This is a genomic window from Roseibium sp. MMSF_3247 (genome assembly GCF_030733765.1).
Lineage (GTDB): Bacteria > Pseudomonadota > Alphaproteobacteria > Rhizobiales > Stappiaceae > Roseibium.
This window is the reverse complement of the sequence record NZ_JASHII010000001.1, coordinates 300,128-324,613: the sequence shown is the minus strand read 5'-3', so window position 1 is coordinate 324,613 and position 24,486 is coordinate 300,128. Positions and strand designations below refer to the sequence as shown.

The window sequence follows — 24,486 nt, the reverse complement described above, 5'->3', positions numbered from 1 at the left end:
TTCCAATGCGGATCATTTCCAGCAGCACCATTGACCTGTGCCTGAGCGATCGGGACGCAATAGAGATCCTGCGCCAAGGTTACCGGTCCTCTGCTCAGGTCAGCGCACCACTAACGGCAAGCATTCCGCGCCCTAACATGCAGGCCGGTCAATTGGCTGTGCAGCCTGCGTGGTCCGACTTTGCCGGACAGGGGCACATAGATCGCGGCTATGTCGGCTGTTCTTTATCGCTGGCACTACCAGAACAAACCGGCGACCCTTCCGGTCTCTACGTGTTGTTCTCAGGCAGTGGCGGGCAACCGATCGCACTTTTGGACGGGGTTCGCCTCGCCACCTGGCGCGACGCCGGTTTACATGCACTGGCTGCGGCATATCTTTCCCGTGAAGATGCCCACCGTTTGCTCGTGATTGGCAGTGACCCGCGCCTGCCACGCCTGATATCTGCCTATTCAGCTGTCCGAAACATCACCTCGGTCCTTTTTGCTGGGACGGACAAGGAGATCCGTCGGAGGATCGCTGGGATTTCAGAGCTCTCTCACGTTTCGGCAGGCGTCACAGACGACATTTCCAACGCTCTTGAGGGCGCAGACATTGTATGTCTGGCGGGACCGGTGGCGGGATCTGATGACTGGATAGATCTATCCAAATTCGATCCTCCAGCTGGATGCCACGTAGATGCTTTGATGGCCAATCCACCCCTCCCGGACACGCTTTGGCAAGAAGCACGTCTCTTCACCACAAATCTGAAATCAGCGCCGCGAACCGACTGTGAATGGACGGCTGGTCTGGAAGAATTGGCGCGCGGTGAACGCGCCGGACGGCGGTACTATGGACAAAGAACACTTTTCGTTCCGTGCCCAGACACTGGGCTCGCCGATTTCGTTCTGGCTGCACACGTTTTCTTGAAGGCCTGACGTCTGGATTTCAGACGGCGGCCATCCCATTTCATTTGCTATCCGGGGGCGTCCATAAGAACAAAAAGCCGCCGCTCGCGCACATCCGCATGTGCATGGGCACCGATGTCGCACAATGTCGTTTTGCAAAGGAGCAGGACATGCTGACGACACTTGCCTATTCAGCAAGTCTACCGGCAATCACGATCGGTTTGATCGTGATCGTCGCAACAACCTATGGACTTGTTTTCTAAGATGAAGGCGCGAAGCCGGTTCCAAGAAAGCCGGCTTTTTTGCTTTCAAAATGCCGCGCTACGCAGGGGTCATCCAGCCCTGTGCGGCGCCGCCTGCATCTTTGAGCAACGCAATCCGGCCAATACCCGGCACGTCGAAGGGCGGCCGTGTGACCGAAGCACCGTGGGCTTTTGCCAATTCAAGACGTTCGTCGATGTTGTCGACGGCGATGTAGGAAAACCAGTGTTCCGGCAGCCCGTCGAAATCCGGGCCTCTCATCTCGAAGATTCCACCGGCCGGCTTGTCACTTAGATTAGCAATCCAATAGGTTCCGCCACCTTCCACCGGCATCTCAGAAAAGGTCCATCCAAGCGTGCTTCCGTAAAAAGCTTTTGCCTTTTCAGCATCCCGGGTCATCAGTTCATTCCACCAAAACTGACCGTGTTCCCACATGTCACCCTCCTGACCACTCAACCGCAGGGGAAGACATAACAGCTTTTGATTGTAGTTGCATATGGCGATCCTAAGCCTCCGGCGTGATGATCAAGGCCGGCGCCGATGGCCGTATCCCGGCAAGCTCCAACCATAGAGAATAGCTCCGCCACGCAGGAGCATCGCAACGCTTCCCGCAAGAATGGCCGCTGCCCATGGAACAACACCAACTTGGGCCAGCAAAACATAGCTGCCAGCACCTGCAAACGCGGCACTGACATAGATCTCCGGTTTGACAATCGATGAGGGTTCTTGCGCAAGCGTATCCCGCAAGACACCGCCGAAAGTCGCTGTTGAGACGCCCATCAAAACAGCAACCAACAGAGTGTCCCCAACGTTTAGGGCCTTTGCCGCGCCCATTACGGAATAGGCTGAAACACCAATGGCATCTGCCCAGCGCAAGGGCTTGTTGAAGCGTTCAATCCAATGGGCGAAGAACCAGAGGACCACGCTGACAACGAGGCAGACGACAAGATAGGCTTCGTTGACCACCCAGAAGACCGGCACACCCAAAAGAAGATCGCGTAGCGTGCCGCCTCCAATACCGGTCAGCGTTGCGAAGAACAAAAAAGCTATGAAGTCCAGTTGCTTGCGTGAGGCGACGATTCCCCCGGTCACGGCGAACACGGCAACCCCCAGATAGTCAAGCAACTGCAACAGCATTCCTGCCCCCCAAAAAGAAAGCCGCCCGGTCCGTGTGGAAGGGCGGCCTGCTTCAATTCATTGATCTTAGGGCGCTTTAGGCGCTTTTATCAACCGTTTCGCCGGGTTCTGCTCCGGCGTCTGCTTTCGGAGCCTCTTTCGGGCCGCCTTTGGAGACGCCCACCATGGCCGGACGCAGAACGCGCTCGCCAATCACATAACCAGCCTGCACGACCTGAACGACGGTGTTGTTCGGAACCTCGGTGTTGGGTACCTCAAACATGGCTTGGTGGAAATTCGGATCGAACTTCTGCCCTTCCGGCTCCAGCTTGCGCACACCGTTTTTCTCAAGCTGGTTCAGAAGGTCCCGCTCGATCATCTCCACTCCCTCGATGAGGGAGGCGACGCCGGCGTCTGCATTCTTGCGATCGTCTTCCGGCAGAGCCTCCAGCGCACGGCTAAGGTTGTCGGAAACAGTCAGCATGTCGCGGGCAAAGCCAGACACTGCGTATTGGCGCGCGTCCTTGACCTCTTTTTCAGTGCGGCGGCGGAGATTTTCCATTTCCGCCATGGTGCGCAAGGCCCGATCTTTCAGATCCGCGTTTTCGGCCATCAGAGCTTCCACCGGGTCGACCGCGCTTTCCTCAGCGGCCGCGGCAGCTTCATTGACAGCTTCAGCTTCTGGATTCAGCCCGTCCGGCTGATTTTCCGGCGATTTGTTTTCTTCACTCATTGGTGTTCCGTTTGGCTCAGACACATCTGGCGTTGCTTATACGTCCGGGGACGGCAAAATCAAAGAGAAACGGCGGATAAGCGTCATCCTTACCCGCCGTTCTGCAAAGCTCGCCTGCAGCGCCCGGCGGCAACCACAGCAATTCAAGGTCTTAAAGGGCGCTCTTGATCCAGTCGGAAAGTTTGCCTTTCGGTGCCGCGCCAACCTGAGTGGCCATCGGCTCACCGCCTTTGAAGAGGATCAGCATCGGAATGGACCGGACGCCATATTTCATGGCCATGTCCTGGTTTTCATCGATGTTGAGCTTTGTGATTTTGACCTGACCGTTCATTTCTTCGGAAATTTCCTCCAAAGCCGGCGCGATCATCTTACACGGGCCACACCATTCGGCCCAAAAGTCCACAACGACCGGCTCGTCGGAATTCAAAACATCAGCTTCAAAGGAAGCATCGGTGACTTGGGTGGTAGCCATTACAACATCTCGTGGTTCGGTGGTTCACACATACCCAGTTCAGGTACGCCAGTTGGTTGGAACGTAGGTAGCCGAAGCGGCTCCGTCAAGCAGGCCGGACCTCTGGCGCCAATCCGGCAAAAGTTTCATCAAGAAGTTCGCCCGGAATCTCCATCAACGATGGCCCTGTTGTCCAAAGCAATTGGCATCGGACTGTCTTTGCCGGATAGATCTGCCGCAGCAACTCCCTGTAAACACTAAGCTGCGCCCGATACTCCAACGGCACTTGATGAAGTGTCTCCGGCGGTTTGAGATTGGTCTTGTAATCCACAATCACAACTTCGTTGCCGTCCACAATCAGGCGGTCAATCTGCCCCGACACCTCAACGTCCGTGCCATTTGCAGAACGAATCGTTCCAGCCAGAGCCACTTCCGCCCGGCCATTTTCTGAGAACACGGGCTGAAACTCTGGTTCCTTCAGGACCTGCTCAAGCTCTTTCAGCAAAGTGTCTTTGAAAGGAGCGAAGACCGGCTTCAGAGCCTGATCAAGAAATCTCTCCGCAGCCGCCATCCGTGACACTGCCGCCAAGTCAGGCAGCAACTCTAATAGCCTGTGGACCAACCGCCCCCGTTCCAATGGCCAAGAATCCGGCTGGCGCCCAGCTGCTAGGCGCGCCACAGCCGGAACCGGTTCAATACCGTCCTTGTCTTCCATGTCTTCAAACGCCTTTGACGGTTGAAGCCGGATTTTTCTGGAAACAGGTTTGACAGGTTGATGTGCCCAGTCAGGCAGTACGTGCTCGTCACCAGATGCACTCGCATCCGTTCGAGGATGGCCAGGTGACGGTGCGCTGCTCGTATCTGCGCTGGGATCTTTTTGCCAACGCCACCCGACAACATCACCCTTGGCATCGTGCAACTCTTTGGCTTGTGGCTTCAAGGCAGCAGACACGAGCGAATACCAGCAATCGTCATGTGCGCCGCGTTTCGGCTCCCAGCCGCAAACAACCAATCGGTCTTCGGCACGTGTGAGCGCGACATAAAGAAGTCGGCGGTATTCTTCTTCCTGCCCCTTTCGGAGTGTTTCGACCGCTTCGTCATGCCAGCTGATGCGATCTGTTTTCGGAGGCAGCCAAACAAGAGCAGGCGGTGATAAGTCGTTTCCGGGACGCGGCCGCGGCAAGAAGCTCGGATCATGGATCGCACTCACCGGCGCGCCACCTGGATCAACCAGAATAACAATCCGAGCTTCCAGCCCTTTGGAGCCGTGGACCGTCATGATGCGCACCATACCCTTGGTGTTGGTCAGCTCGCGCTTGATCTCAGTCGGGGCAGCCGCCATCCAGGCGAGGAACCCTTCCAGACCGGGCGTTCCGGCCTGCTCATAGGCAATCGTCAGTGCTAGGAATTCATCCAGGACATCATCGACCTCGACACCGAGGCGGCGGCGGAACGCATGACGCCCTCCGTCCGCCCCAAGCAGTCGGGCGTAGAACTCATAGGGAGGCACAAAGTCCGCACGTGCGCGCCAGTCCTCAAGCTGCTGGCGAACCTCCTGCCATTTTGAAGAGGCCTCGGATCGCTTGACCAGCATCTGCCAGAGCGTGCCGGGCCGGATTTTTTCATCTGTTTCGCGCGCGACCTCCAGAAGATCCATGTCATCGAGACCGAACAGAGGGCTTTTCAAAACAGCCGCCAGAGAAAGATCGTCTTCCGGCAAGAGAAGAAAACGCCCGAGAGCTGCGAGATCCTGAACAGTGATATGATCTGTGAGGATCAGCCTGTCTGAGCCGGCCGCAGGGATGTTGAGATTTTTCAGCTCCCGGTTCAGCGCCTCTACGAACGGACCACGCTTGCGGACCAGGATCATGACATCGCCCGGCTCTGCAGTCCCATCCAGCATCCAGCCTTTGATGGTTGCAGCGATCCGCTTGGCAACCTTCAACATAGGGCTGCCTGAGCCGACTTGATCGACCGGCAACCGCCAGTCATCCGGTTCGCTCACCTCAGCCTCAGCTTCCAGCGGCCAAAGATCAACAATCCCGGGATCCAGCCGGATCGCCTCATGAATCGGGGCCACGCCCTCTTGCGATAGCCCTTGATAAGCGCCGGCGTCTTTGAAGACCTCATCGACCGCGCCCAGAACATCCGGTGTCGAACGGAATGAGAGCTGAAGGTTTACAGAGTGAAACTCCTGCTCCGCGCTTTGTGCCTGCTTGGAAAAGGCCCGGCGCATTTGGTCGAAATAAGCCGGAACAGCGCCTTGAAAGGAATAGATCGACTGTTTCTCGTCCCCCACTGCAAAGAGGGTCCGAACCTTTTCACGCCCGCTGTCACCGACGAAGAACTCGGCGGCCAAAGCGTTGACCACCTCCCACTGGCGCGGGCTCGTGTCCTGTGCCTCGTCAACGAGGATATGATCCAAGCCCTGATCGAGCTTGTATTGCACCCACTGAGCCGCATCTGATTTGGCAAGCAGCGTGGCCGTCTTGACCACCAGATCCTCAAAATCAAGGTAGCCTTTGGCCGTCTTTGCCCGTTCGTAATACGTGATCACGGCATCCGCGAGCCGCAACAGCGCAACAGTGCCAGCGTAGGTTACGACCTTCCGGCGTCTATCCAGAAGCTCCAAAAGCCGGGCTTGTTCAGCAAACAGCGCATCGACCATGTCCGGAAACGCTTCCGTGACTTTCTTGGTCGCCAGCGAATTCCGTGCGTCCAGCTTGCCGGTCAGGAAGACCGGAAGCCAAGCCTCGCGGAAAAGGCCTGGATCGGTCTGGCGGATCGCCGCAACAAGCGCCTCTGCCTTGCCCTGATCCGTTTTCGTGCCCGTGTTCAGCGCTTCCGAGTAGCTTAGGCAGGTGTTCAAATCGAACGGACATTCAGAGCGAAAGCGGCAATCGAAATCGGAAAGCTGCTGGGCCGGATCAATTTCAAGATCGCTCGCCAGGGCCTGTAATGCTGGTTCCAAACCACCCGCATCGACCGTCCAGCGTCGGAACGCATCGCGGTTCTGAATGAGTTCATCCAGAGCCTTTTGCGCACCGCCATCGCTCATCAGATCGATAACAGATGCAAGCGCCCGGCCGAACGGACTTTCCGGCTCCATCTCTGCCTTGTGCAAGACGCTGGCGCGCGCTTCCGCCATCAACTCTGCGGCGATACGGTCATCCAGAACGTTGAAGTGACCGGCGACATTGGCCTCGAGCGGGAACTGATGGAGAAGTGCTTCGCAAAAGCCATGGATGGTCTGGATCTTAAGGCCGCCCGGTGTTTCGAGCGCACGCGCAAACAGACGCCGGGCCATCGCGATCCGGGCGGCATCCGGATGACGTCCCTCAATCTCAAAGAGCTCTTTTGCAAGATCCGCATCGTCCATCGTCACCCAGGTGCCGAGGATCTTGAAGACGCGGGTCGCCATTTCAGCGGCCGCAGCTTTAGTGAAGGTCAGCGCCAGGATGCGGGATGGATCGGTGCCATCCAGCAGCAGCCGGACAACCCGGCGCGACAGGACAAAGGTCTTCCCTGACCCAGCGTTTGCACTCACCCAGGCGGACGCACGGGGGCGCGATGCAAGATCCTGACGCTGCCGCGTGAGGTCGGGGATCTGGAAGCCGCTCATGCCGGGTCCTCCCCGCCAAGGGCCCATTCTTGCGCGCGTGCCAGATGGTCATAAGGACCATCGATCTGACGGCCCTGCATGACGCGGGCCCGGGAGAGATAGCCGGTCTCTTCCTTGGCATAATGGGCGATCAGTTGTTCGAGACGCTGCCAGGCATCCTCGATGAGCTCTTCCAATGCCGCGTCTTTCGGGTTTCGGCCGACTTCGAGCACGGCGTCAGTCCCGCCTTTCAGCTGCAGGTAAAGCAATTCACCGACCGGGTCACCAGCTGGCACATCCTTGAAACCACCGCGCTGGATCATCGCAGCTTCCAGTGGCAGCTGCGGGGACAACAAAGCATCCACCTGTTTCTGTGACGGCACCTGGCCAGTCTTGTAGTCAATGACCGAAAGAGAGCCGGAGTTCATCAGGTCGATGCGGTCCGCCCGCCCGCGCAGGCGGAAATCCAGACCCGGCAGTTTTAGCTCGACACCGCCGCCGATCTCCAGGAACCGTTTTTCGACGTCCAAAGACCTCTTGGCCTCAAACGCGACAAACCCTTCGGCGATCCGTTGGAACCGCGGCCACCAGAGCGCCCGAATTGCCGGGAACGCATCCAGCGGTTCGAACAGCTCTTCTCCGATCTCAAGCAAACCCGTCACCGCCGTTTCGTCAAACGGTCCGGTCCAGGTCGACAAAAACTCTGCAAGTGCATCGTGAATGAGATTGCCCTTGTCGGCGGCTCCCGGTTCCCCGCCGATCGGATCAACCGGCTGCAACTCCAGCGAATGCCGGGCAAAGATCGCGTAGGGATCCCGCACAAGCCGTTCGATTTCAGTCACCGAAAGCGTTTTCGGCCGCGCTGCCAAAGGAGGTTTCGGGGCAGGCCGCTCCGCAGGACGCACATCACCTGCCTGGCGATCCAAAAGCGCAGCGAGTTGCAAATAGCGGGTGCCCCGCGCCTCCATCGCAGCTGCGATCTCCGGTCCGGCCAGTGTGGTCAGACGTTGCAGCCATCTTGATGCGACCGTTGGAGCCCCATCAGCCCTTGCGGCACGGGAAAGAAGGACCCGCTTGGCACCCATCCCTTGTGCAAAATCATGGGCTGCTGCTCCCAGGCGCCGCTCCGGGGGTTCCAGCCCCATATCCCGTTTCATTGGCCGATTGAGCCAGGGATCGTTGCGGGTACGCTGCGGCCACGTGCCCTCGTTGAGACCGCCAAGAATGACAAAATCAAATGCTTGCAGGCGTGCTTCCATTGGCCCGAGGATTTGCACCCGCGGATCCCCCGGCAAGCGCCGGCGCACTGCTTCTCCAGACATTAATGCCGACAGAACGGATGGCCATTCGTGCGGTGGCACAGAAAGACCGCTGGCCTCTGCTTCCAACAGCCCGGACCAGAACGCCGCCAGCGCTTCACCAGCCTCGGCCGCATACAGCTCATCCGCGGCGCCTGTCTCATCCGCAGAAATCGCCTGCATGACATCGACATGCGCCTGAACCAGGTGTTCCACCGGCACCGGGTCCCGATCTCCGGCCATGCTTTCCAGCGGCGTGAGAGCTTGCTGCAAGCGTGCCGCAAGGTCTGCGATCACATCCCAATCGCCCTCGTGCACCTTCTTCCAGCGCGGCGTGTGTGCATTCTCTGCCGCGGCTCTGCAGGCCTCTACCGCCATGATCAAACCACTCGTACCGGGGCGAGGCCGCTCGCCGCGGATCACCCCACGCTCCAAGGCTCGAGCCGCCGCACGGATGTCCTTGATGGGCAGACCGAGCCGCGCCAGCGGATGTTTCAGAAGCGCCAGAAGATCAATCGGCTCACAGCCATTGAGCGCAAGCTTTGCGGCCAGGATCGCCAGGATGGCGGGTGCGGTCTGATCGAGCGGCCGGCCGGCACTGTCGTCAGCCTGGATGTTCCAGCGCGCAAGCTCCGCCGCCACGCGGCGGGTGAGCATCCGGTCAGGGGAGATCAGCGCTGCGGCCTCGCCGAGTTCGATTGCCTCCCGCAAGGCAATTGCCAGGCTCAGCGCTTCGTCTGCCTCGTTGCGGGCTGTCATGAGAGCGACATTGCCGAGTGCAACCGCTCGGACATCCATCGTGGTCGCATCCAGATAACTTGTCCAGCCGTCTGAGGTGTCCGCAGGGCGCAATGCCTCCGAGACCAGTTTCTGACGTTGGCGCTGCACATCATCAGCTTCACCAAGCTCGCAAACATCCGCCCGCGTGACGCCAAGCCGATCAAGCAGCTGTTTCAGGGAATACTGCGGATGAGAGGACAAGGGCGGAGGTGTTTTTGTCCCGCTTCCATGCCGTGTGCCGGGTACAAACCGCTTGCCAAGCGCCTCCCAGGACCGGTCATCGAGGTCCAGATCCAACCCGGGCAGCACAATCACCCCCTGCTCCAACCCGGCCACGGCTTTCAGAAGTTCAGCCGTTGCCGGCACCGAGCCGGTTACGCCTGCCACAATGACCGGACCTTTTGGCAACGTCGTGGAAATGCGTTGGGCTTCCCGCCGGATCAGCGCGGACCGGCGGGCCTTCGGGTCCATCTTGCCGAGTTCTGCCAAATGCGCCGGCCAGGCCTCCTGAACAATCTGCAGAAAGTCCAGCGTGATCTGCCAATAGCGAGCATGATCGTCCGGCACCAGCCCGGCAAGCTCGCTCCAGTCCGCCTCCTCTGTTTCCACTTCATCCATCAGGGTCAGGAGATCGCCAGCCAGCCAGGCTGCATCGGCGGTCGAAGCGGGAAGCCCAAGCGGCTCATCGGACCGCAGGGCCAGAGCTTCACGGCGCAAAGCGCCTTTCCAGGCCATAACCAGCCGGGTCATCGCCAGATGCCGGTCGATCAGCGGCATTGCCGGCGGCAGCGGTTCCAGGTCAGGGCCGGAACTCAGAGATTGGATGTCCTCGTCGGCATCACCGACCGGCCGGATAATTGGCAAAAGCACCGGCTTGCCGTCAAAAGCCTTTTGGAACAGGTCTGGCAGCTGGCGGGCGGCACGGCGCGTCGGGAGGTAGAGCGTCGCTGACGACAACAGCAATGGATCATCCAGCGGCCGGAACCCTGGAACGAGTTGCCCATAAACAAGCTTGTCTACAAAGGTCTCAAGAAAGGATACGGCGGGCGGGACTGTAAAAAGACAGGGCTGATCCGGCATCTCTTAGGCAGCGCTTTCGCGAACTGCATATTCGGCAGCCCGGATTGCTTCCGGCGTGCCAATATGCAGCCAGACACCTTCCATCTGGACACCAAACAACCGACCGTTTTCGATTGCACGGTCGAACAAGACATTCATCGAGAATGGTCCATCCGGAGCCCCTTCAAACAAACGGGGATGCAAAATCGCAGCACCCGCATATGCGAATGGGGTGACACCTTTTTCCGGCCTTCGGCTGAGCGAGCCATCACGTGCCATTTCGAAATCGCCACGGCCGGTATAAGCCACAGCCTTCACCGTTTCAGCGACCAGGAGCAATGCGTCCATGCGGCTGTCGTCCCAGGCATCAATCATATGCTCCAGGTTTGGCTTGACGCCCTCAACCCAGTAGCAGGTGTCCGAATTCAGCTGGAAAAAAGGATCCTTCCCGAGCAGTGGCAGCGCATTTTTGATCCCACCACCGGTCTCCAGAAGCTGCGCGCGCTCATCAGAAATCACGATGTCCATATCGAGCCGCCGCCGGACATGGACCTCAACCAGGTCGGCGAGGTAATGGACGTTAACCACGCATTTTTTCACGCCTGCAGCCGCCAGCCGGTCCATTCCATGATCGACCAGAGCTTGACCATTTACCTCAATGAGCGGTTTAGGTGTGGTTGCAGTCAGCGGGCGCATCCGCTTGCCAAGGCCGGCGGCCAGGATCATGGCATTGGTTGGGCGAAAGCGCGTGTCTGTCATCGTCATACTCGGTTGTCTAATCAGCTCTTCAGCGTCCGGTCAGTATCATCCAATATGTCTTTGATACCAATCTTTTAAATCGAACAATATGGGTGCCGTCATCACCCGGTCGAGGTACCCTTCCATCCTTGGCAAGTGCTCAAGATAAGCAGGCTTATTGTCCCGCCTTGCAAGGCGGACGAAGATGCCGAGGATCTTGGAAATCCTCTGCGCCCCCATAACGACATAAGCCTGTTTGAACGCCTCCAGATCGACTTCTTGGCCAAGCCCCTTCCGCTTTTGGAGATAAGCATCAAAAAGGGCATTTTCCAGTTCAGGGTTGATGTCCGTTCGCGCATCCAACAGCAAGGAAGCAACATCATAAGCGACTGGTCCGATCAACGTGTCCTGAAAATCAATCAGGCCAATGCGATCAGTGCCTGATGCCCCGACCTGCCAAAGCAGGTTTGGAGAGTGAAAGTCTCTAAGGACCCAACCGCTTTGGGCCTCTGATATTCCATCCAGCAAACCTCGCCAAAGCGCCTCAAATTCCGCTCTGGTTTGATCGCTCGCTTCAGTTCCGGTTTTCTCTGGCAGATACCAGTCCAGCAAGAGATTCGCTTCAGAGACCAGTGCGTCAGCGGAGTACGCCGAAACCTGGTAGGTTTCACCCGTGTCCAGATCCACTGTTTCCGGAAACTTCCGGGCATGCATGGCCGCAAGGACATCGACGGCGGCGAAGTACCGCTCCGCGACAGGCTTGCCGTCAACGACGATCGTTTCGCTGCCGAGAAACTCAGACAGGATCAGCCCCTTGTCGAAATCCGTTTTCTTTATGGCCGGTGCGCGGAGGCCACTCTTGCGCAGTTCGCCGCCAATTGCAGCAACCGCACGGCAGTCCTTCGCAAGGTGCACCTTGTCCATGTAGGACCGAATATCCTCGGGCAGTGTTGCATCAGAGAAGGGCCATCGCATGAGAACTAGATGCTCGTCACCGGCCTCGATTTTCTCAAACGTACGAAGAGACGCATCGCCAGCCAGATGCTGCCGTTTGATCTGCCCTATGTTCAGCGCGGCCTTCAAGAACGCGCGAACCTCAAGTGTCGCGGTAATCCGGTTTTCCCATTCCGGATCCTCGGAGTAGAACTCAACCTGGCGGGTGTCCTCATCCTCCACATGGCGGAACTGAAGCCAAAGCGCTGACTTGGGCAAGAGGTCTTCCGCCATCTCCGGCCACTCAATCAGAGCGGCACTGTCCTCCAGGATTTCTTCCAGGCCCAGCTCCTCAAGTTCTTCCGGCTCTTCCAGCCGATACAGATCGAAATGGGCAAGTGGAAGCCTTGGCAAATCGTAAGGCTGAACCAATGTGAAGGTTGGACTCGGAACTTCCAAAGCCGGGTCGCCGGCGATATTGCGGATCAGCGCACGACTGAAGGTGGATTTACCAGCTCCGAGATCCCCGGAAAGACACAACAGGTCTCCTGGTTTCAGGATTGCCGCAAGATCTTCGGCGAGTTGACGCGTTTCGCTTTCGTCTTTCAACGACAAAGACAGAAAGGTTGCGGTCAGATCGCGAAGCGGGTGGGACGCCATGGGGACGCGAACCTTATTCGGCCGCAGCCTGATCAGCCAGATCCGGATGCGCTGGGAAGACACAGGTTACGGTCGTACCCTTGCCGACGACGCTGTCGATGTCGACCGTTCCGCCATGAAGCTCAACGAAGCTTTTGACGATGGCAAGGCCAAGGCCCGCACCCTGGCGGCGCGCGCCCGTGTCATGACCGACAAAACGATTGAAGACCTGGGTTAGAATTTCCGCAGGGATACCGAGACCATGATCCTGGACAACAAAGGTTACCTTGTCGTCGTCCCGGTCGCAGCTGATGTCGACAATGCCGTCGGGCTCAGAATACCGCACAGCGTTGGAGATGAGATTGAACAGGACCTGACGCAGGCGTTTTTCGTCCGCGATCATATTGCCGATGTTGTCCGGAACCTGGGTCCTGAGATTTATGCGTGCTTCGGCGATCCGGTCTTTCAACCCTTCGACTGCCGCTTCAACGGTGCTTGCAAGATCCACTTCGCGCAGATCCAGCTCCATGATCCCGGCGTCAAGCGTGGCAAGGTCCAATATGTCGTTGATGATGGCAAGCAGCGCCGACGAGGAAGACTGGATGTAATCGGCGTATTCGCCCTGCTTTTCGGTGAGATCGCCAAACTTCGGATCTGCCAGAAGCTGCGCAAATCCTATGATGTTGGTCAAAGGCGAGCGCAGCTCATAGGAGACGTGCTGGATGAATGCGTTCTTGATCTGGTCGGCCTGTTCAAGCGCCTCGTTTTTTTCAAGAAGCGCCCGCTCCACATTCACACTGTCGGTCACATCCACGAACGTGACGAGGGTCCCACCATCCGGCAAAGGCACCGTTGCATAGTCCAGCACGGCACCATTGTGGCGCTCCAATCGGCTGACGTTCTGCGTTCGGTTGTCGACCAAGCCCGTTACATTGCTGGCGAGTTGCTCCCAGGCCGTTTTCTCATAGTCGTTCAACGCGCACGCGCTGACCACTTCATTGACATGCGGGAACTTGGAAAGTTGGTCTTCTTCGAGATCCCAAATCCGGCCAAAAGCCGGGTTCCAAAGCCGTAATTTTCCGTCAGACCCGAACACTGCGACGGCTTCAGACAAATTGTCCAGCGTTTCACCTTGAACTCGCGTCAGGGCGTTGTAGCGACTTTCGAGATCCAGCTGCTCCGTGACGTTCTCATAGATATAGGTCACACCGCCTTGCGGATGCGGGTTGGCGATCACACGCAGGGTGCGGCCATCCGGCAAATGCCACCAGCTTTCACGTGCTTCGAGCGACTGATAGCCTTCCAGCATCTTGTTGCGCCAGCCGCGGTAATCCGCCTGTTCGGGCAACTTCCGAGCAGCCCGCAAAGCGTCAAGGACCGCGCCATCTTCCGGGTGGCTTTCCAGAAAGGCCGGATCAAGGTCCCAAAGCTGACGGAAGGCAGCATTATAGAACTGCAGCTTCCGGTCGCCGCTATAAATCGCAACAGCGGCGGCCAGCTGATCCAGTGTCCGGCCATGGAACTCTTCTGCACGGCCAAGTTCTTTTTGCGCCTGTTCCAGTTCGCTGATGTCCACGGCAATACCGGCACCGCCGACATTCGCGTTGACATCGGTGATTTCAAACACCCGGCGCTGACCGGATGCAACGATTGGAATGCGCGCACTGAAGCAGCCATCTTCGTTTCGCTGAACGGCCATTGCAGTGCGCGCCGCGGCATCGAGGAAGGTCGCCCCTTCTTTGACGGCCGCTTGCGCATCGGGCATCTCGACCGCTTCTGCATAAGCGTCATTCGCCCAGATGACATTACCCTCGGCATCCCGTTGCCAAGCAGGGGCCGGCATCGCGTCGAGGAGCGCATGCAACATGTGCAGCTCACCAGAGATCTTTGCGTTGCGGGTTTGAAGTTCAGCCTGCGCCTGGCGCTCACCCGTGAGATCCCGGAGTCGCAACACCACCGCACCACCCGTCGTGCGGCCAAGTGCTTCCACGTAACTGCCAGTGCGGGTCTTGAGTGTAGTGTTGAACGTTTCGCCTGTGCGGAACAGAAGGTCCAGATGACGCTCAAGATCGCCTGCGCATTTTGCCGTCAGCCAACTGCCGAAAGCTAGCAGCTGGGCCGGTGGACGCGGAACACCTGACTTTTCAGGAAGAATGCCCCAGATCTGTGGCATCGCGCCATTGCCCGTCCAGACAATGACGCGCTGTTCATCTGTATTCAGCATGGCTTCAAGGCGGTCGACGCGAAATTTGAGATCGCGCTTTTCCTGTTCAAGCGCCTCTGTCAATTGGCCGGATTGAGCACGGTGCCGCACCAGCGCAATAGCTGCAGTGACTGCAAAGGCACACATGCCGCCAAGGGCGCCAAACATGACCATTGTGTCGGGATTGATTGCCGCAAGTGTGCCGGACAGAAAATCCGCGGCCGCAGCAGGGCTGCCAGACAGAGCCATCGCCAATCCCGACACACTGCCGAGTTTGATCGTTTTAAGACTCCAATCCTGCCACGTCGTGCGGCCTCGCACGCCGTTTCCGCTGCCTTCCGGCATTCCAAGATCCCCTTACACCGCCTTCGCCCGCTAATTCTAGCGGGATGCAGCCCCCGATTATTGGGAGCAAATCAAAGACATCCGCCTTCTGGCCTCTGATTCGCTAAAACCATAACCTTTTTGAGAATCGCGCAGAAGAGTCCCTTGCTGAAAAGTTAACAGGACCCTTCAAATTGAAGGGTCCTGCATTTTTTTGTTCACAATGCCGAATCGCAGCCCTCACCATATCTAGTATGGCGAGGCGCAGGAATCAGTATTTGTAGTGTTCCGACTTAAACGGACCGGACTTGTTAATCCCCAGATAATCCGCTTGGTCGTCACTCAATTCGGTTAACGTCACACCAAGCTTTGCCAGGTGCAGACGGGCAACCTTTTCATCGAGGTGCTTCGGAAGCACATAGACTTCGTTCTTGTACTGATCTCCCTTAGTGAAGAGTTCGATCTGCGCAAGCACCTGGTTGGTGAAGCTTGCAGACATAACGAAGCTCGGGTGCCCTGTCGCATTGCCGAGATTTACCAGACGCCCCTGAGACAGCAGGATCATCCGCTTACCATCCGGGAACTCATACATGTCGACCTGGTCCTTGACCGGACGCAGTTTGGTGTTTTTCAGAGCGGCAACCTGAATTTCATTGTCGAAGTGACCGATGTTACAGACGATCGCCATGTCCTTCATGCCACGCATGTGGTCGAAGGTAATGATGTCCTTGTTGCCGGTCGCGGTGACATAAATGTCGCCTTCCGGCAGAACCTGTTCCATGGTCTTGACTTCGAAGCCGTCCATGGATGCCTGAAGTGCGCAGATCGGGTCGATCTCTGTAACGATGACCCGGGCGCCAGCGCCTGCGAGAGATTGCGCCGAGCCCTTGCCGACATCCCCATAGCCGCACACAACAGCGACCTTGCCGGACATCATAACGTCGGTACCGCGGCGGATGCCGTCTACCAGAGATTCGCGGCAGCCATACCGGTTGTCGAATTTGGACTTGGTCACGCTGTCATTGACGTTGATCGCCGGGAACGGCAGCTTGCCGTTTTTCTGCATTTCATAAAGACGCAGAACGCCAGTGGTGGTTTCTTCCGTGACACCCTGCAGCATGTCGCGCTGCTTGGTGAACCAGCCCGGATTGGCCGCTGCGCGCCTCTTGATCTGCGCGAAGAGAGCTTCCTCTTCTTCGGACTTCGGATTTTCGATCAGATCCGTTTCACCTGCCTCAACGCGGGCACCGAGCAAGATGTAAAGGGTAGCGTCGCCCCCATCGTCGAGAATCATGTTGGCGCCGTCTTCGAAATCGAAGATCTTGTCGGCGTAGTCCCAGTATTCCTCAAGTGTTTCGCCCTTTACAGCGAACACCGGAACGCCGGAAGCGGCAATCGCAGCTGCTGCCTGATCCTGTGTGGAGTAGATGTTGCAAGACGCCCAACGGACTTCCGCGCCCAGCGCAACCAGCGTTTCAATCAGAACCGCCGTCTGAATGGTCATGTGCAAGGAACCGGCGATGCGTGCGCCCTTGAGCGGCTTGCTTTCGCCGAACTCTTCCCGGCACGCCATCAGGCCCGGCATTTCGTGTTCCGCGATTTCGATTTCGGTGCGGCCCCAGTCTGCGAGTCCGATATCCTTGACGATGTAATCAGCCATGAAAGTTTCCTGCTGTTTGCGCCAGCCTCTGTTGCCGGGCCAACTCGATTTTGCGCCGCGTCTGTCGGAACACAGATCCAGTCGATTGACTGCTGCGCGGCAAGTGGCCGGATTGCGAGCAACGCCACAATCCATTGCCGGGGTTATAACCCCGCACCGCATGTCATGCAATAAAGATATAAAGAATTCTTTATATGATTAAGTCATCGTTAGGATGGGGCTTCGAAACATGGGTTCGACTGAGCTCCAAATCGCCGATACCGTCTAGCTCAGGTAAAGATCTTCACGTGTCGGCGGCATAGACGACGGGCCCTTTGTGCGTTTGGTCGACACAGTCTGGAAGATGTTGATCGTGCCGCGCTGGAAGCCAAGGGAGACACCCGTCAAATAAGCCAGCCACAAGCGATATTTTTCTTCCCCCACCTCGGCAATTGCTGCCTCTTTGGCGCGCATCAGGTTCTCAGCCCACAGTCGGGTTGTGCGTGCATAGTGCTCCCGCCAACCTTCGACGTCGTGCACTTCAAAACCCCAGGATTCCAGATTGGTGAGGGTCCATCCGATGTGGTCGACCTCGCCGCCAGGAAAAATGTATCTGACGAGCGCCTTATACTCCGCACGCTTGCGTCGGAAGTTCTTGAGGCTCTTTTTGCCCCGGCGCGTGATCGCATGGTGGAGATAGATCCCGCGCGGTCTCAGAAGACGATGAACGGCCTGGTAGTATTCCTCGTGATGATCCAGGCCGACATGCTCAAACATCCCTATTGAGGAAATCTTGTCGAACTCGCCCTCCATCTCACGGAAGTCCTTTAGCTCGACAGAAACATTACCTTCCAGGCCCTTGGCCTTGATCCGCTCGCGGGCGAGAACGGCCTGTTCTTCCGACAAAGTCACGCCTGTTGCCGTCACACCATAATGCTCGGCCGCGTAACAAATCAGAGCCCCCCAGCCGCACCCGATGTCGAGCATTCGGTCCCCCGGCTTCAGGCGCAGCTTCCGGCAAATCATCTCCAGCTTGTCTTTCTGTGCCGTCGCAAGATCTGTGTCCCATGACTTAAAATATGCGCAGGTGTAGAGCATCTCCGGATCCAGAAAGAGCCGATAGAACTCATTGGAGACATTGTAGTGAAAGGCAATGTCGGTCTGACCGCTCCCGGACTGCTGAGCCGCATTGCCGCCGTCCAGTTGCGCTTGTTGTTTATCGGATGCGCGCGGTGCAAAGAACAGCTTTACCGCTGACCCGACAACAAGGCGTTTGTTCAGACGCTTCAACAGTATCTTTGATTTGACCGACGGACGCTTGTCCGCGAAATCAAACAGCGACCCGCCCCGTGGCTCGACTTCGCCGCGCGCATAAAGCTCAAGAACCGTCTTTAAGCTGGGACGCCGCAAAAGCGCAGGGATCGCAGTGCCGGAAATGAATAGGCGGAGTTCGCTCTCCTGGCTATTTTCCGGTATGACCGTTCCATCTGGAAGCTCGAAAGAAAAGTCGGCCCCCAATGCATCATGAACATGGGCCAGCAGGTCTTTCGTTACCTGCATATTCCGATCCACAACCGCGTCCAACTTGCCCTCCAACTCAATGGTCAAACCTTGCGGTGTGTCGAGACGGTCAGTCTTCTTCCCCGAAGCCGCTTTCAACCAAATCCGTGATGGCCTCAAGCGCAGGTTCGGCTTGCGCGCCGCTTGTGCGGACCTTAATGCAGCAGCCGGGGCTGGCTGCGAGCATCATGAGACCCATGATCGAGGTGCCGCCTACTGTCTGGCCATCTCTTGAGACTTCCACGTCGGCGTCGAAAGTCTCAACCAGCTTTACCAATTTTGCCGATGCACGGGCGTGCAAGCCGCGCCGGTTTACAATCGTCAGGTCTTTTTCCAACACGCTTTTCGCGTCCTGTTCTTGTTAATTCTGTCCCGACAGCACCTGGCTCGCGACGGAGATATATTTTTGTCCAGCCTGCCGCGCCTCGTCAACAGCCTGCGGAAGCTCGCGATCGGCACGAACGCTGGCCAATTTGATCAGCATCGGCAGGTTTACACCTGCAACGACTTCAACGGACTTGCTGTCCATGACCGAGATAGCAAGGTTGGACGGTGTGCCTCCGAACATGTCTGTCAGAAGAACCACACCTTTGCCTGTATTTGCGGCATCGACCGCCGCCAAAATGTCCTGCCGGCGCTGTTCCATATCGTCATCCGGGCCAATGGAGATGGTCTCGACCTGCTCCTGTGGGCCAACAACATGTTCCAGTGCTGCCTTGAATTCCTCGGCGAGGCGCCCGTGAGTGACGAGGACAAGTCCAATCATACGTATAAAAACCCGATTATCGAGATTTGCTTCAGCTCATTTGAGAGCCGGGCGTTTACCAGCCTGCTGCACTCTCGGCAACCGTATCGCCAGTTGCAAGCAAAAAAGGAAAGGTCCGCCTTAAAAATAGTCAGGGCTATTTAAGTAGAGATGCCTGAAGGCCCAGCGGATCAATCGTACACTTGAAAAAGTATCATCTTCGGGGCAACGAAGAAGCGGGCAGACTACGCCCAAAACGGTTTCCTTTTTGCAAGGCTCATCCGGAAGGCGTTCTAACGCTTCACTCGGACACAAATCAACAATCAGGTGAACTTGCGCATGGCGTAAAAACCCTGTCCGCACAATTCCGCCACCACGCACTTCCATCAGGCCTTCAAGCACCTTTGGCGGCTCCGCCAGCAATCGCCCGGTTTCTCCGTTCAAGAGCACGCGATCATCCGCGACAAGAGCCGCGAAGTGCCCGCGTGATCGCGCCGCCTCGAGAATTGTGTCACTCAACAACGACTTGCCGCTCCCGGACTTGCCGCGGATCAGAAGTCCCTTGGTTCCGACAACAAGGCAGTTGGCGTGGATGTTGTTGGCTGTCACTTCTTGCGGCCTACGGGCAAAATGATCGTGAACCGGGCGCCGGCGATCCGGTCCATCCCGTCTTTGCCAGCTTCTATCCGGTTGGTTGCCGAAATTGATCCGCCGTGCGCATCAATGATCTGCCGTGAGATCGAGAGACCAAGGCCAGAATTGTTACCGAAGCCCTCGCCGTCCGGCCTGTCGGTGTAAAACCGCTCGAAAATCCGCTCGGTGTTTTCCGCGCGGATACCGGGCCCATCGTCGTCCACGGTGATTTTGATTTCCCGTCCATCGCGGCCAAGATCCACCCGGACGGTTCCCTTCTTCGGTGAAAACGAACGAGCGTTGTCAAGAAGGTTACTGATCACCTGACCAAGCCGAATGTCATGGCCCTGGACTTCGTAAGGTTTGGTGCCGGGCGCGTCAGCGACAGTGAGTTTAACTCGCGGGTCCCCCTTGTCGGACCGCTCATTTGCTGCGTCCGCCATATTCCGAAGAAGCCCGGCAATGTCGATCGTTTCCGATTGCGCCCGGGCAAGTTCTGCATCCAGGCGGGACGCATCGGAGATGTCGCTAATCAGCCGGTCGAGACGGCGGACGTCATGCTGAATGACTTCCATCAGCCGGTTACGCGAATCCTCGTTTCTTGCAAGTGGCAAGGTCTCAACCGCGCTTCGCAGGGACGTTAGCGGGTTCTTGAGTTCATGTGCAACGTCAGCTGCAAAACGCTCGATCGCATCAATCTTGTCATAGAGCGCGTTGGTCATTTCCCGGAACGAACGCGCCAGGTGACCAATCTCGTCCTGCCGATCTGAGAACTCCGGGATTTCTTCACGCGACGTTGTTGATCCGGTCCTCACGCGATCCGCTGCGGCTGCAAGACGGCGCACAGGTCCTGCAATGGTCCCGGCCAGAAGGATCGACAAAAGGATCGTGACAGTCGCAGCAAACAAGAAAACACGGATGATCGCGATGCGCTCGGCCCGAACAATGGCATCAATATCACCGCCCTGCGTTGACAAGAGCAAAGTGCCAAGCACGGCACGAAACCGCTGGATCGGAACCGCCACGGAGACAATCAGTTCACCACGCTGGGATATCCGGGTCACACTGGCCGGAGATCCTGCAAGGGCCGCCTCCACCTCGGGATAAGCTCGGCCATCGCCCGCACCAACCTCCTGATAGAGCGGCAGGTCGCCCTGCTGCATCCATCGCTTGCTCCACTGCCAGAGTGTATCCCAAAAGCCTTCTTCCTCGACATTTGGCGGCGGCAGATCAAAGCGCAAAATCTGCGCACTGGAATAAAGGTGCCGAGAATCGAGGATCAAAATCCCCTCCGGATCGTAGATCCGCGCACGGGTTTTTGTCGGAGAAATCAGCCGACGAAGAACAGGGCCGACACGTTCAGGATTGATTGGAAAGTCCAGGCTTTCAAGATCATCACCAGCCGTCGGCGTGATGCTCTCGCCGGCTTGAAGCTGCAACAAGCGTTCCGGATCGACCGTGATCGTCCCGGTATCGACGGTCGCCGATGCCGCAATCGCACCGGCAATGATCTCCCCTTGCGTGAGGAGGCTTTGCACCCGTGCATCAATGAGACCGGCACGGAACTGATTGAGGTAGAGGATCCCGATCACGAGAGCGATAAGCCCAACCAGATTGATCGCAATAATCCGGCGCGTCAGGGAAGACAGCACGTATGTCCCGAAGACCCGGCCCACCCGGCTCAAGATCCTACGGCGAACGCGCTTCTTGCTCAAACGGCGCAGCTTGGAGCGCTCCGAACCGCCTTCCGGTTCAGAGATCTGCACGTCGTCCAGATGTTCGCTTTCCACCGCCATTCAGGCCCACCTTCAGGTCTGTGGCCTCCAGCTCAAACCTCTCTGAACCGGTACCCAACACCATAAAGGGTTTCGATCATGTCGAAATCGTCGTCAACCACTTTGAACTTCTTACGCAGGCGTTTGATATGGCTGTCGATGGTGCGGTCATCAACATAGACCTGATCATCGTAGGCCGCATCCATCAACGCATTCCGGCTTTTGACGACCCCCGGACGTTGGGCCAGGGCTGATAGAATAAGGAACTCGGTTACGGTCAACGTAACCGGCTTGTTGTTCCAGGTGCAGGTATGTCGCTCCTGATCCATGACCAGTTGCCCGCGCTCCAGCAACTTGTCTGCATCATCCCTTGGTGCTGATGCATCGCGCGGTTGGGCACGGCGCAGCACCGCGCGGACACGCTCGACCAGCAACCGCTGTGAAAACGGCTTCCGGATGAAGTCGTCCGCGCCCATTTTAAGACCGAACAGCTCATCGATTTCATCGTCTTTGGACGTCAGAAAAATGACCGGGAGATCGGATGTCTGACGCAACCGGCGCAGCAATTCCATGCCATCCATTCGCGGCATCTTGATATCGAAGATCGCCAGTTCGGGCGGATCGCTTTGCAGGCCGTCAAGCGCGGAGGTTCCATCCGTGTAGCTCTGGACCCGATATCCTTCCGCCTCCAATGCAATTGATACGGAGGTCAGGATATTGCGGTCGTCATCAACCAGGGCAATCGTAGGCATATTTGTCTTCGTCCACTTCCGGAAACGCACCGACGGCACGCGTCGGTCAAACAGTAACACAATGCCTTTGGCCTGCTAAATGCGCAAAAATTAAGGCGATCGGGCCATTTACAATCTGCAAGGTAAGGCGCGTATAGCCGAGGCAGCCCTTCTGCCGGGCTAAAACGTTTCTCCAGATGGCGGGGATAGCTCAGCGTTACAAGCCCGACTCCTAAAGCACGCAATAATAAGCTGAAACACTTTCAGCTGTTGTCCGAGCGCCAAACGCAAATGCTGTCAGTTTCATTGGTGACATCAGTTGAGCGATCAGGTTCTCTTCTTACCCCGCCTGCCGCTGCGGGAACAAACTGATAGGCGGCAACACGCCGCTTTAAATGAATTTTGCGTGCGCTTGCGATCTCTATGCTCTGCCGCAGCGTTCTCAAATAAGGCGAGAATGAGATCGCCACCCTCGGCACAATCACGTCACAGATCGAAAAAGCGCGTTTCAGCCGCATATACTTTCGCCTCAACAGACAAGTCGAAGAATTCGAAAGTTTCGTTTTTTTGTTTGCCGCCCAAATTAATTAAGCGGTATTTATTCGCGCATTTTAATCGATTAAACAACCACATAGCCCTTTGGCCGCCTTGCTGCATTTCTGCGCATCCACTAGGTTCGCAGCCCTTAAGACCGGGTTCAGTATTTGTTAACACTGCCCGGCCGCTAACAAATAGCTCCCACAACAAGGATCTCGGGATCATGCAGGAAGTAGGCGATAGGAATTCAGCCATTGGCAGCGAAACGTTCGGCTTCAAAGGACTGAAAGCGCTCTATTGGAACCAGAGCGAGCCTGCGCTTTATGAGTATTCCCTGAACCGAGGTGAAAGCCAGCTGGCCGCTGGCGGCGCTCTGGTCGCAGAAACCGGCGTACACACCGGCCGCTCGCCGAAAGACAAGTTTGTGGTTGTCGATGACCAGACCAAGGACGCCGTCTGGTGGGACAACAATGCACAAATGTCCCGGGATCAGTTTGATCTCCTGATGAGTGATTTCCTGGCACATGCTGAAGGAATGGAGCTCTTCGCGCAGGACCTTTACGGCGGAGCGGATGCCGCCCACCGCCTGCCGGTCCGCGTGTACACCGAATATGCGTGGCATTCTCTTTTCATCCGCAATCTGCTGTTGCGCCCGGAGCGCAGCGACCTTGCAGGTTTTGCGCCAGAAATGACGATTGTCGATTTGCCGAGCTTTACGGCCGACCCGGCCCGCCACGGCTGCCGCAGTCAGACCGTGATTGCCGTTGATCTGACACGCAAGATCGTTCTGATCGGCGGCACGTCCTACGCTGGCGAGATGAAGAAGTCGGTGTTTACCGTTCTTAATCACCTTCTTCCGGAAAAAGGCATCATGCCGATGCACTGCTCGGCCAATGTTGGCGACAACGGCGATACAGCGGTCTTCTTCGGTCTGTCCGGCACCGGCAAAACAACCCTGTCCGCTGATCCGTCACGCACTCTGATCGGCGATGACGAGCACGGCTGGAGCGAAAACGGCGTCTTCAACTTTGAAGGTGGCTGCTACGCAAAGACCATCAAACTGTCTGCAGATGCAGAGCCGGAAATCTATTCCACCACTCAGCGGTTTGGCACGGTTCTGGAGAATGTTGTGCTGGACGCAGACCGGGTTCCGGATTTCGACGATGGTTCGAAAACAGAAAACACCCGGGCCGCTTACCCGATCCACTTCATTTCCAATGCCAGCGACACTGGCTGTGCGCCGGTCCCGAAGACGATCATCATGCTGACGGCAGATGCCTTTGGCGTCATGCCTCCAATCGCCCGGCTCACCCCGGCCCAGGCAATGTATCACTTCCTATCCGGTTACACGGCGAAGGTGGCGGGCACAGAAAAAGGTGTGACCGAGCCGCAAGCGACGTTCTCAACGTGTTTCGGTGCGCCGTTCCTGCCGCGCCATCCGTCCGAATACGGAAATCTTCTTAAGGATCTGATCGCCAAGCACAATGTCGATTGCTGGCTGGTGAACACCGGCTGGACCGGCGGCGCGCATGGTGTCGGCCACCGGATGCCGATCAAGGCGACCCGAACCCTTTTGCAGGCTGCACTCTCCGGTGATCTTTCGAACGCAGAATTCCGGACAGATGCAAACTTCGGCTTCGAAGTTCCTGTTGAAGTTGCTGGTGTCGATACCGAGATCCTGACGCCGCGCGACACTTGGTCCGACAAAGAGGCTTATGACTCACAAGCTGCAAAACTGGTCGACATGTTCGTAAACAACTTTGAGACCTTCGAACCACATGTCGACAAATCTGTCCGCAGCGCAGCCCCATCCGTCCGGCTCGCGGCAGAATAAACATCCGCTGAC

General features: G+C 57.2%; 18 protein-coding genes. 2 read left to right on the top strand and 16 right to left on the bottom strand.

Annotation, left to right across the window (positions count from 1 at the left end; genetic code table 11):
- Positions 1-5 precede the first annotated feature (5 nt).
- Positions 6-914: an ornithine cyclodeaminase gene (locus RBB44_RS01380; RefSeq protein WP_306148103.1), complete on the top strand. Its 909-nt coding sequence runs from the start codon at positions 6-8 to the stop codon at positions 912-914.
- 291 nt (positions 915-1,205) lie between these two features.
- On the opposite strand, the gene RBB44_RS01375 is transcribed toward RBB44_RS01380, so the two are convergent.
- The 16 genes from RBB44_RS01375 to RBB44_RS01300 all read right to left on the bottom strand — a co-directional run bounded on the left by RBB44_RS01375 (position 1,206) and on the right by RBB44_RS01300 (position 22,124).
- The gene (locus tag RBB44_RS01375) at positions 1,206-1,580 is read right to left on the bottom strand and encodes a VOC family protein (RefSeq protein ID WP_306148102.1); all 375 of its coding nucleotides are present in this window, start codon (positions 1,578-1,580) and stop codon (positions 1,206-1,208) included.
- 90 nt (positions 1,581-1,670) lie between these two features.
- A complete protein-coding gene (locus tag RBB44_RS01370; RefSeq protein WP_306148101.1) occupies positions 1,671-2,282 on the bottom strand; it encodes a trimeric intracellular cation channel family protein in 612 nt (203 codons plus the stop codon).
- Positions 2,283-2,358: 76 nt separating this feature from the next.
- Positions 2,359-2,994, bottom strand: coding sequence for a nucleotide exchange factor GrpE (gene grpE / locus RBB44_RS01365; RefSeq protein ID WP_209172194.1), 636 nt, complete (start codon positions 2,992-2,994; stop codon positions 2,359-2,361).
- 151 nt (positions 2,995-3,145) lie between these two features.
- Positions 3,146-3,466, bottom strand: coding sequence for a thioredoxin (trxA, locus tag RBB44_RS01360; RefSeq protein ID WP_008194002.1), 321 nt, complete (start codon positions 3,464-3,466; stop codon positions 3,146-3,148).
- An 85-nt stretch (positions 3,467-3,551) separates the two neighbouring features.
- Positions 3,552-7,067, bottom strand: coding sequence for a double-strand break repair helicase AddA (addA, locus tag RBB44_RS01355; protein ID WP_306148100.1), 3,516 nt, complete (start codon positions 7,065-7,067; stop codon positions 3,552-3,554).
- Positions 7,064-10,204: a double-strand break repair protein AddB gene (gene addB / locus RBB44_RS01350; RefSeq protein ID WP_306148099.1), complete on the bottom strand. Its 3,141-nt coding sequence runs from the start codon at positions 10,202-10,204 to the stop codon at positions 7,064-7,066. Before addB ends, addA begins: the two co-directional genes overlap by 4 nt.
- Positions 10,205-10,207: 3 nt before the next feature.
- Positions 10,208-10,948 (bottom strand): nucleotidyltransferase family protein, encoded by a 741-nt coding sequence (locus RBB44_RS01345; RefSeq protein ID WP_306148098.1) that lies wholly within the window; start codon positions 10,946-10,948, stop codon positions 10,208-10,210.
- Positions 10,949-10,987: 39 nt separating this feature from the next.
- Positions 10,988-12,514 (bottom strand): tRNA (adenosine(37)-N6)-threonylcarbamoyltransferase complex ATPase subunit type 1 TsaE, encoded by a 1,527-nt coding sequence (tsaE, locus tag RBB44_RS01340; protein ID WP_306148097.1) that lies wholly within the window; start codon positions 12,512-12,514, stop codon positions 10,988-10,990.
- A 13-nt stretch (positions 12,515-12,527) separates the two neighbouring features.
- On the bottom strand, positions 12,528-15,041 hold the full coding sequence (locus RBB44_RS01335) for a PAS domain-containing sensor histidine kinase (RefSeq protein WP_133949105.1): 2,514 nt from the start codon (positions 15,039-15,041) through the stop codon (positions 12,528-12,530).
- A 250-nt stretch (positions 15,042-15,291) separates the two neighbouring features.
- Positions 15,292-16,680 carry an adenosylhomocysteinase gene (gene ahcY / locus RBB44_RS01330; protein ID WP_306148096.1) on the bottom strand — a complete coding sequence of 463 codons (1,389 nt, stop codon included), beginning with the start codon at positions 16,678-16,680 and terminating at the stop codon, positions 15,292-15,294.
- A 264-nt stretch (positions 16,681-16,944) separates the two neighbouring features.
- Entirely contained in the window at positions 16,945-18,219 is a 1,275-nt protein-coding gene (locus tag RBB44_RS01325) for a cyclopropane-fatty-acyl-phospholipid synthase family protein (protein ID WP_306148095.1), read from the bottom strand.
- Positions 18,220-18,289: 70 nt separating this feature from the next.
- A complete protein-coding gene (locus RBB44_RS01320; RefSeq protein WP_209178923.1) occupies positions 18,290-18,559 on the bottom strand; it encodes an HPr family phosphocarrier protein in 270 nt (89 codons plus the stop codon).
- Positions 18,560-18,580: 21 nt separating this feature from the next.
- On the bottom strand, positions 18,581-18,985 hold the full coding sequence (locus tag RBB44_RS01315) for a PTS sugar transporter subunit IIA (protein ID WP_008193884.1): 405 nt from the start codon (positions 18,983-18,985) through the stop codon (positions 18,581-18,583).
- 120 nt (positions 18,986-19,105) lie between these two features.
- Entirely contained in the window at positions 19,106-19,573 is a 468-nt protein-coding gene (locus tag RBB44_RS01310; protein ID WP_306148094.1) for an HPr kinase/phosphorylase, read from the bottom strand.
- Complete coding sequence (locus tag RBB44_RS01305) at positions 19,570-21,393, bottom strand: sensor histidine kinase (RefSeq protein ID WP_306148093.1); 1,824 nt, start codon at positions 21,391-21,393, stop codon at positions 19,570-19,572. Before RBB44_RS01305 ends, RBB44_RS01310 begins: the two co-directional genes overlap by 4 nt.
- Positions 21,394-21,425: 32 nt before the next feature.
- Positions 21,426-22,124, bottom strand: coding sequence for a response regulator transcription factor (locus tag RBB44_RS01300; RefSeq protein ID WP_133949114.1), 699 nt, complete (start codon positions 22,122-22,124; stop codon positions 21,426-21,428).
- A gap of 739 nt (positions 22,125-22,863) precedes the next feature.
- Here RBB44_RS01300 and RBB44_RS01295 point away from each other — a divergent pair.
- Entirely contained in the window at positions 22,864-24,474 is a 1,611-nt protein-coding gene (locus tag RBB44_RS01295) for a phosphoenolpyruvate carboxykinase (protein ID WP_306148092.1), read from the top strand.
- Positions 24,475-24,486: the final 12 nt, after the last annotated feature.

Excerpts from the sequence above, each read along its gene's own strand:
- RBB44_RS01300 (WP_133949114.1), bottom strand. The coding sequence starts at position 22,124 with ATGCCTACGATTGCCCTGGTTGATGACGACCGCAATATCCTGACCTCC.
- addA (WP_306148100.1), bottom strand. The coding sequence starts at position 7,067 with ATGAGCGGCTTCCAGATCCCCGACCTCACGCGGCAGCGTCAGGATCTT.
- RBB44_RS01325 (WP_306148095.1), bottom strand. The coding sequence starts at position 18,219 with ATGCAGGTAACGAAAGACCTGCTGGCCCATGTTCATGATGCATTGGGG.
- RBB44_RS01375 (WP_306148102.1), bottom strand. The coding sequence starts at position 1,580 with ATGTGGGAACACGGTCAGTTTTGGTGGAATGAACTGATGACCCGGGAT.
- addB (WP_306148099.1), bottom strand. The coding sequence starts at position 10,204 with ATGCCGGATCAGCCCTGTCTTTTTACAGTCCCGCCCGCCGTATCCTTT.
- RBB44_RS01345 (WP_306148098.1), bottom strand. The coding sequence starts at position 10,948 with ATGACGATGACAGACACGCGCTTTCGCCCAACCAATGCCATGATCCTG.
- grpE (WP_209172194.1), bottom strand. The coding sequence starts at position 2,994 with ATGAGTGAAGAAAACAAATCGCCGGAAAATCAGCCGGACGGGCTGAAT.
- ahcY (WP_306148096.1), bottom strand. The coding sequence starts at position 16,680 with ATGGCTGATTACATCGTCAAGGATATCGGACTCGCAGACTGGGGCCGC.
- RBB44_RS01380 (WP_306148103.1), top strand. The coding sequence starts at position 6 with ATGCGGATCATTTCCAGCAGCACCATTGACCTGTGCCTGAGCGATCGG.
- RBB44_RS01315 (WP_008193884.1), bottom strand. The coding sequence starts at position 18,985 with ATGATTGGACTTGTCCTCGTCACTCACGGGCGCCTCGCCGAGGAATTC.
- RBB44_RS01305 (WP_306148093.1), bottom strand. The coding sequence starts at position 21,393 with ATGGCGGTGGAAAGCGAACATCTGGACGACGTGCAGATCTCTGAACCG.
- RBB44_RS01370 (WP_306148101.1), bottom strand. The coding sequence starts at position 2,282 with ATGCTGTTGCAGTTGCTTGACTATCTGGGGGTTGCCGTGTTCGCCGTG.
- RBB44_RS01295 (WP_306148092.1), top strand. The coding sequence starts at position 22,864 with ATGCAGGAAGTAGGCGATAGGAATTCAGCCATTGGCAGCGAAACGTTC.
- trxA (WP_008194002.1), bottom strand. The coding sequence starts at position 3,466 with ATGGCTACCACCCAAGTCACCGATGCTTCCTTTGAAGCTGATGTTTTG.
- RBB44_RS01335 (WP_133949105.1), bottom strand. The coding sequence starts at position 15,041 with ATGCCGGAAGGCAGCGGAAACGGCGTGCGAGGCCGCACGACGTGGCAG.
- tsaE (WP_306148097.1), bottom strand. The coding sequence starts at position 12,514 with ATGGCGTCCCACCCGCTTCGCGATCTGACCGCAACCTTTCTGTCTTTG.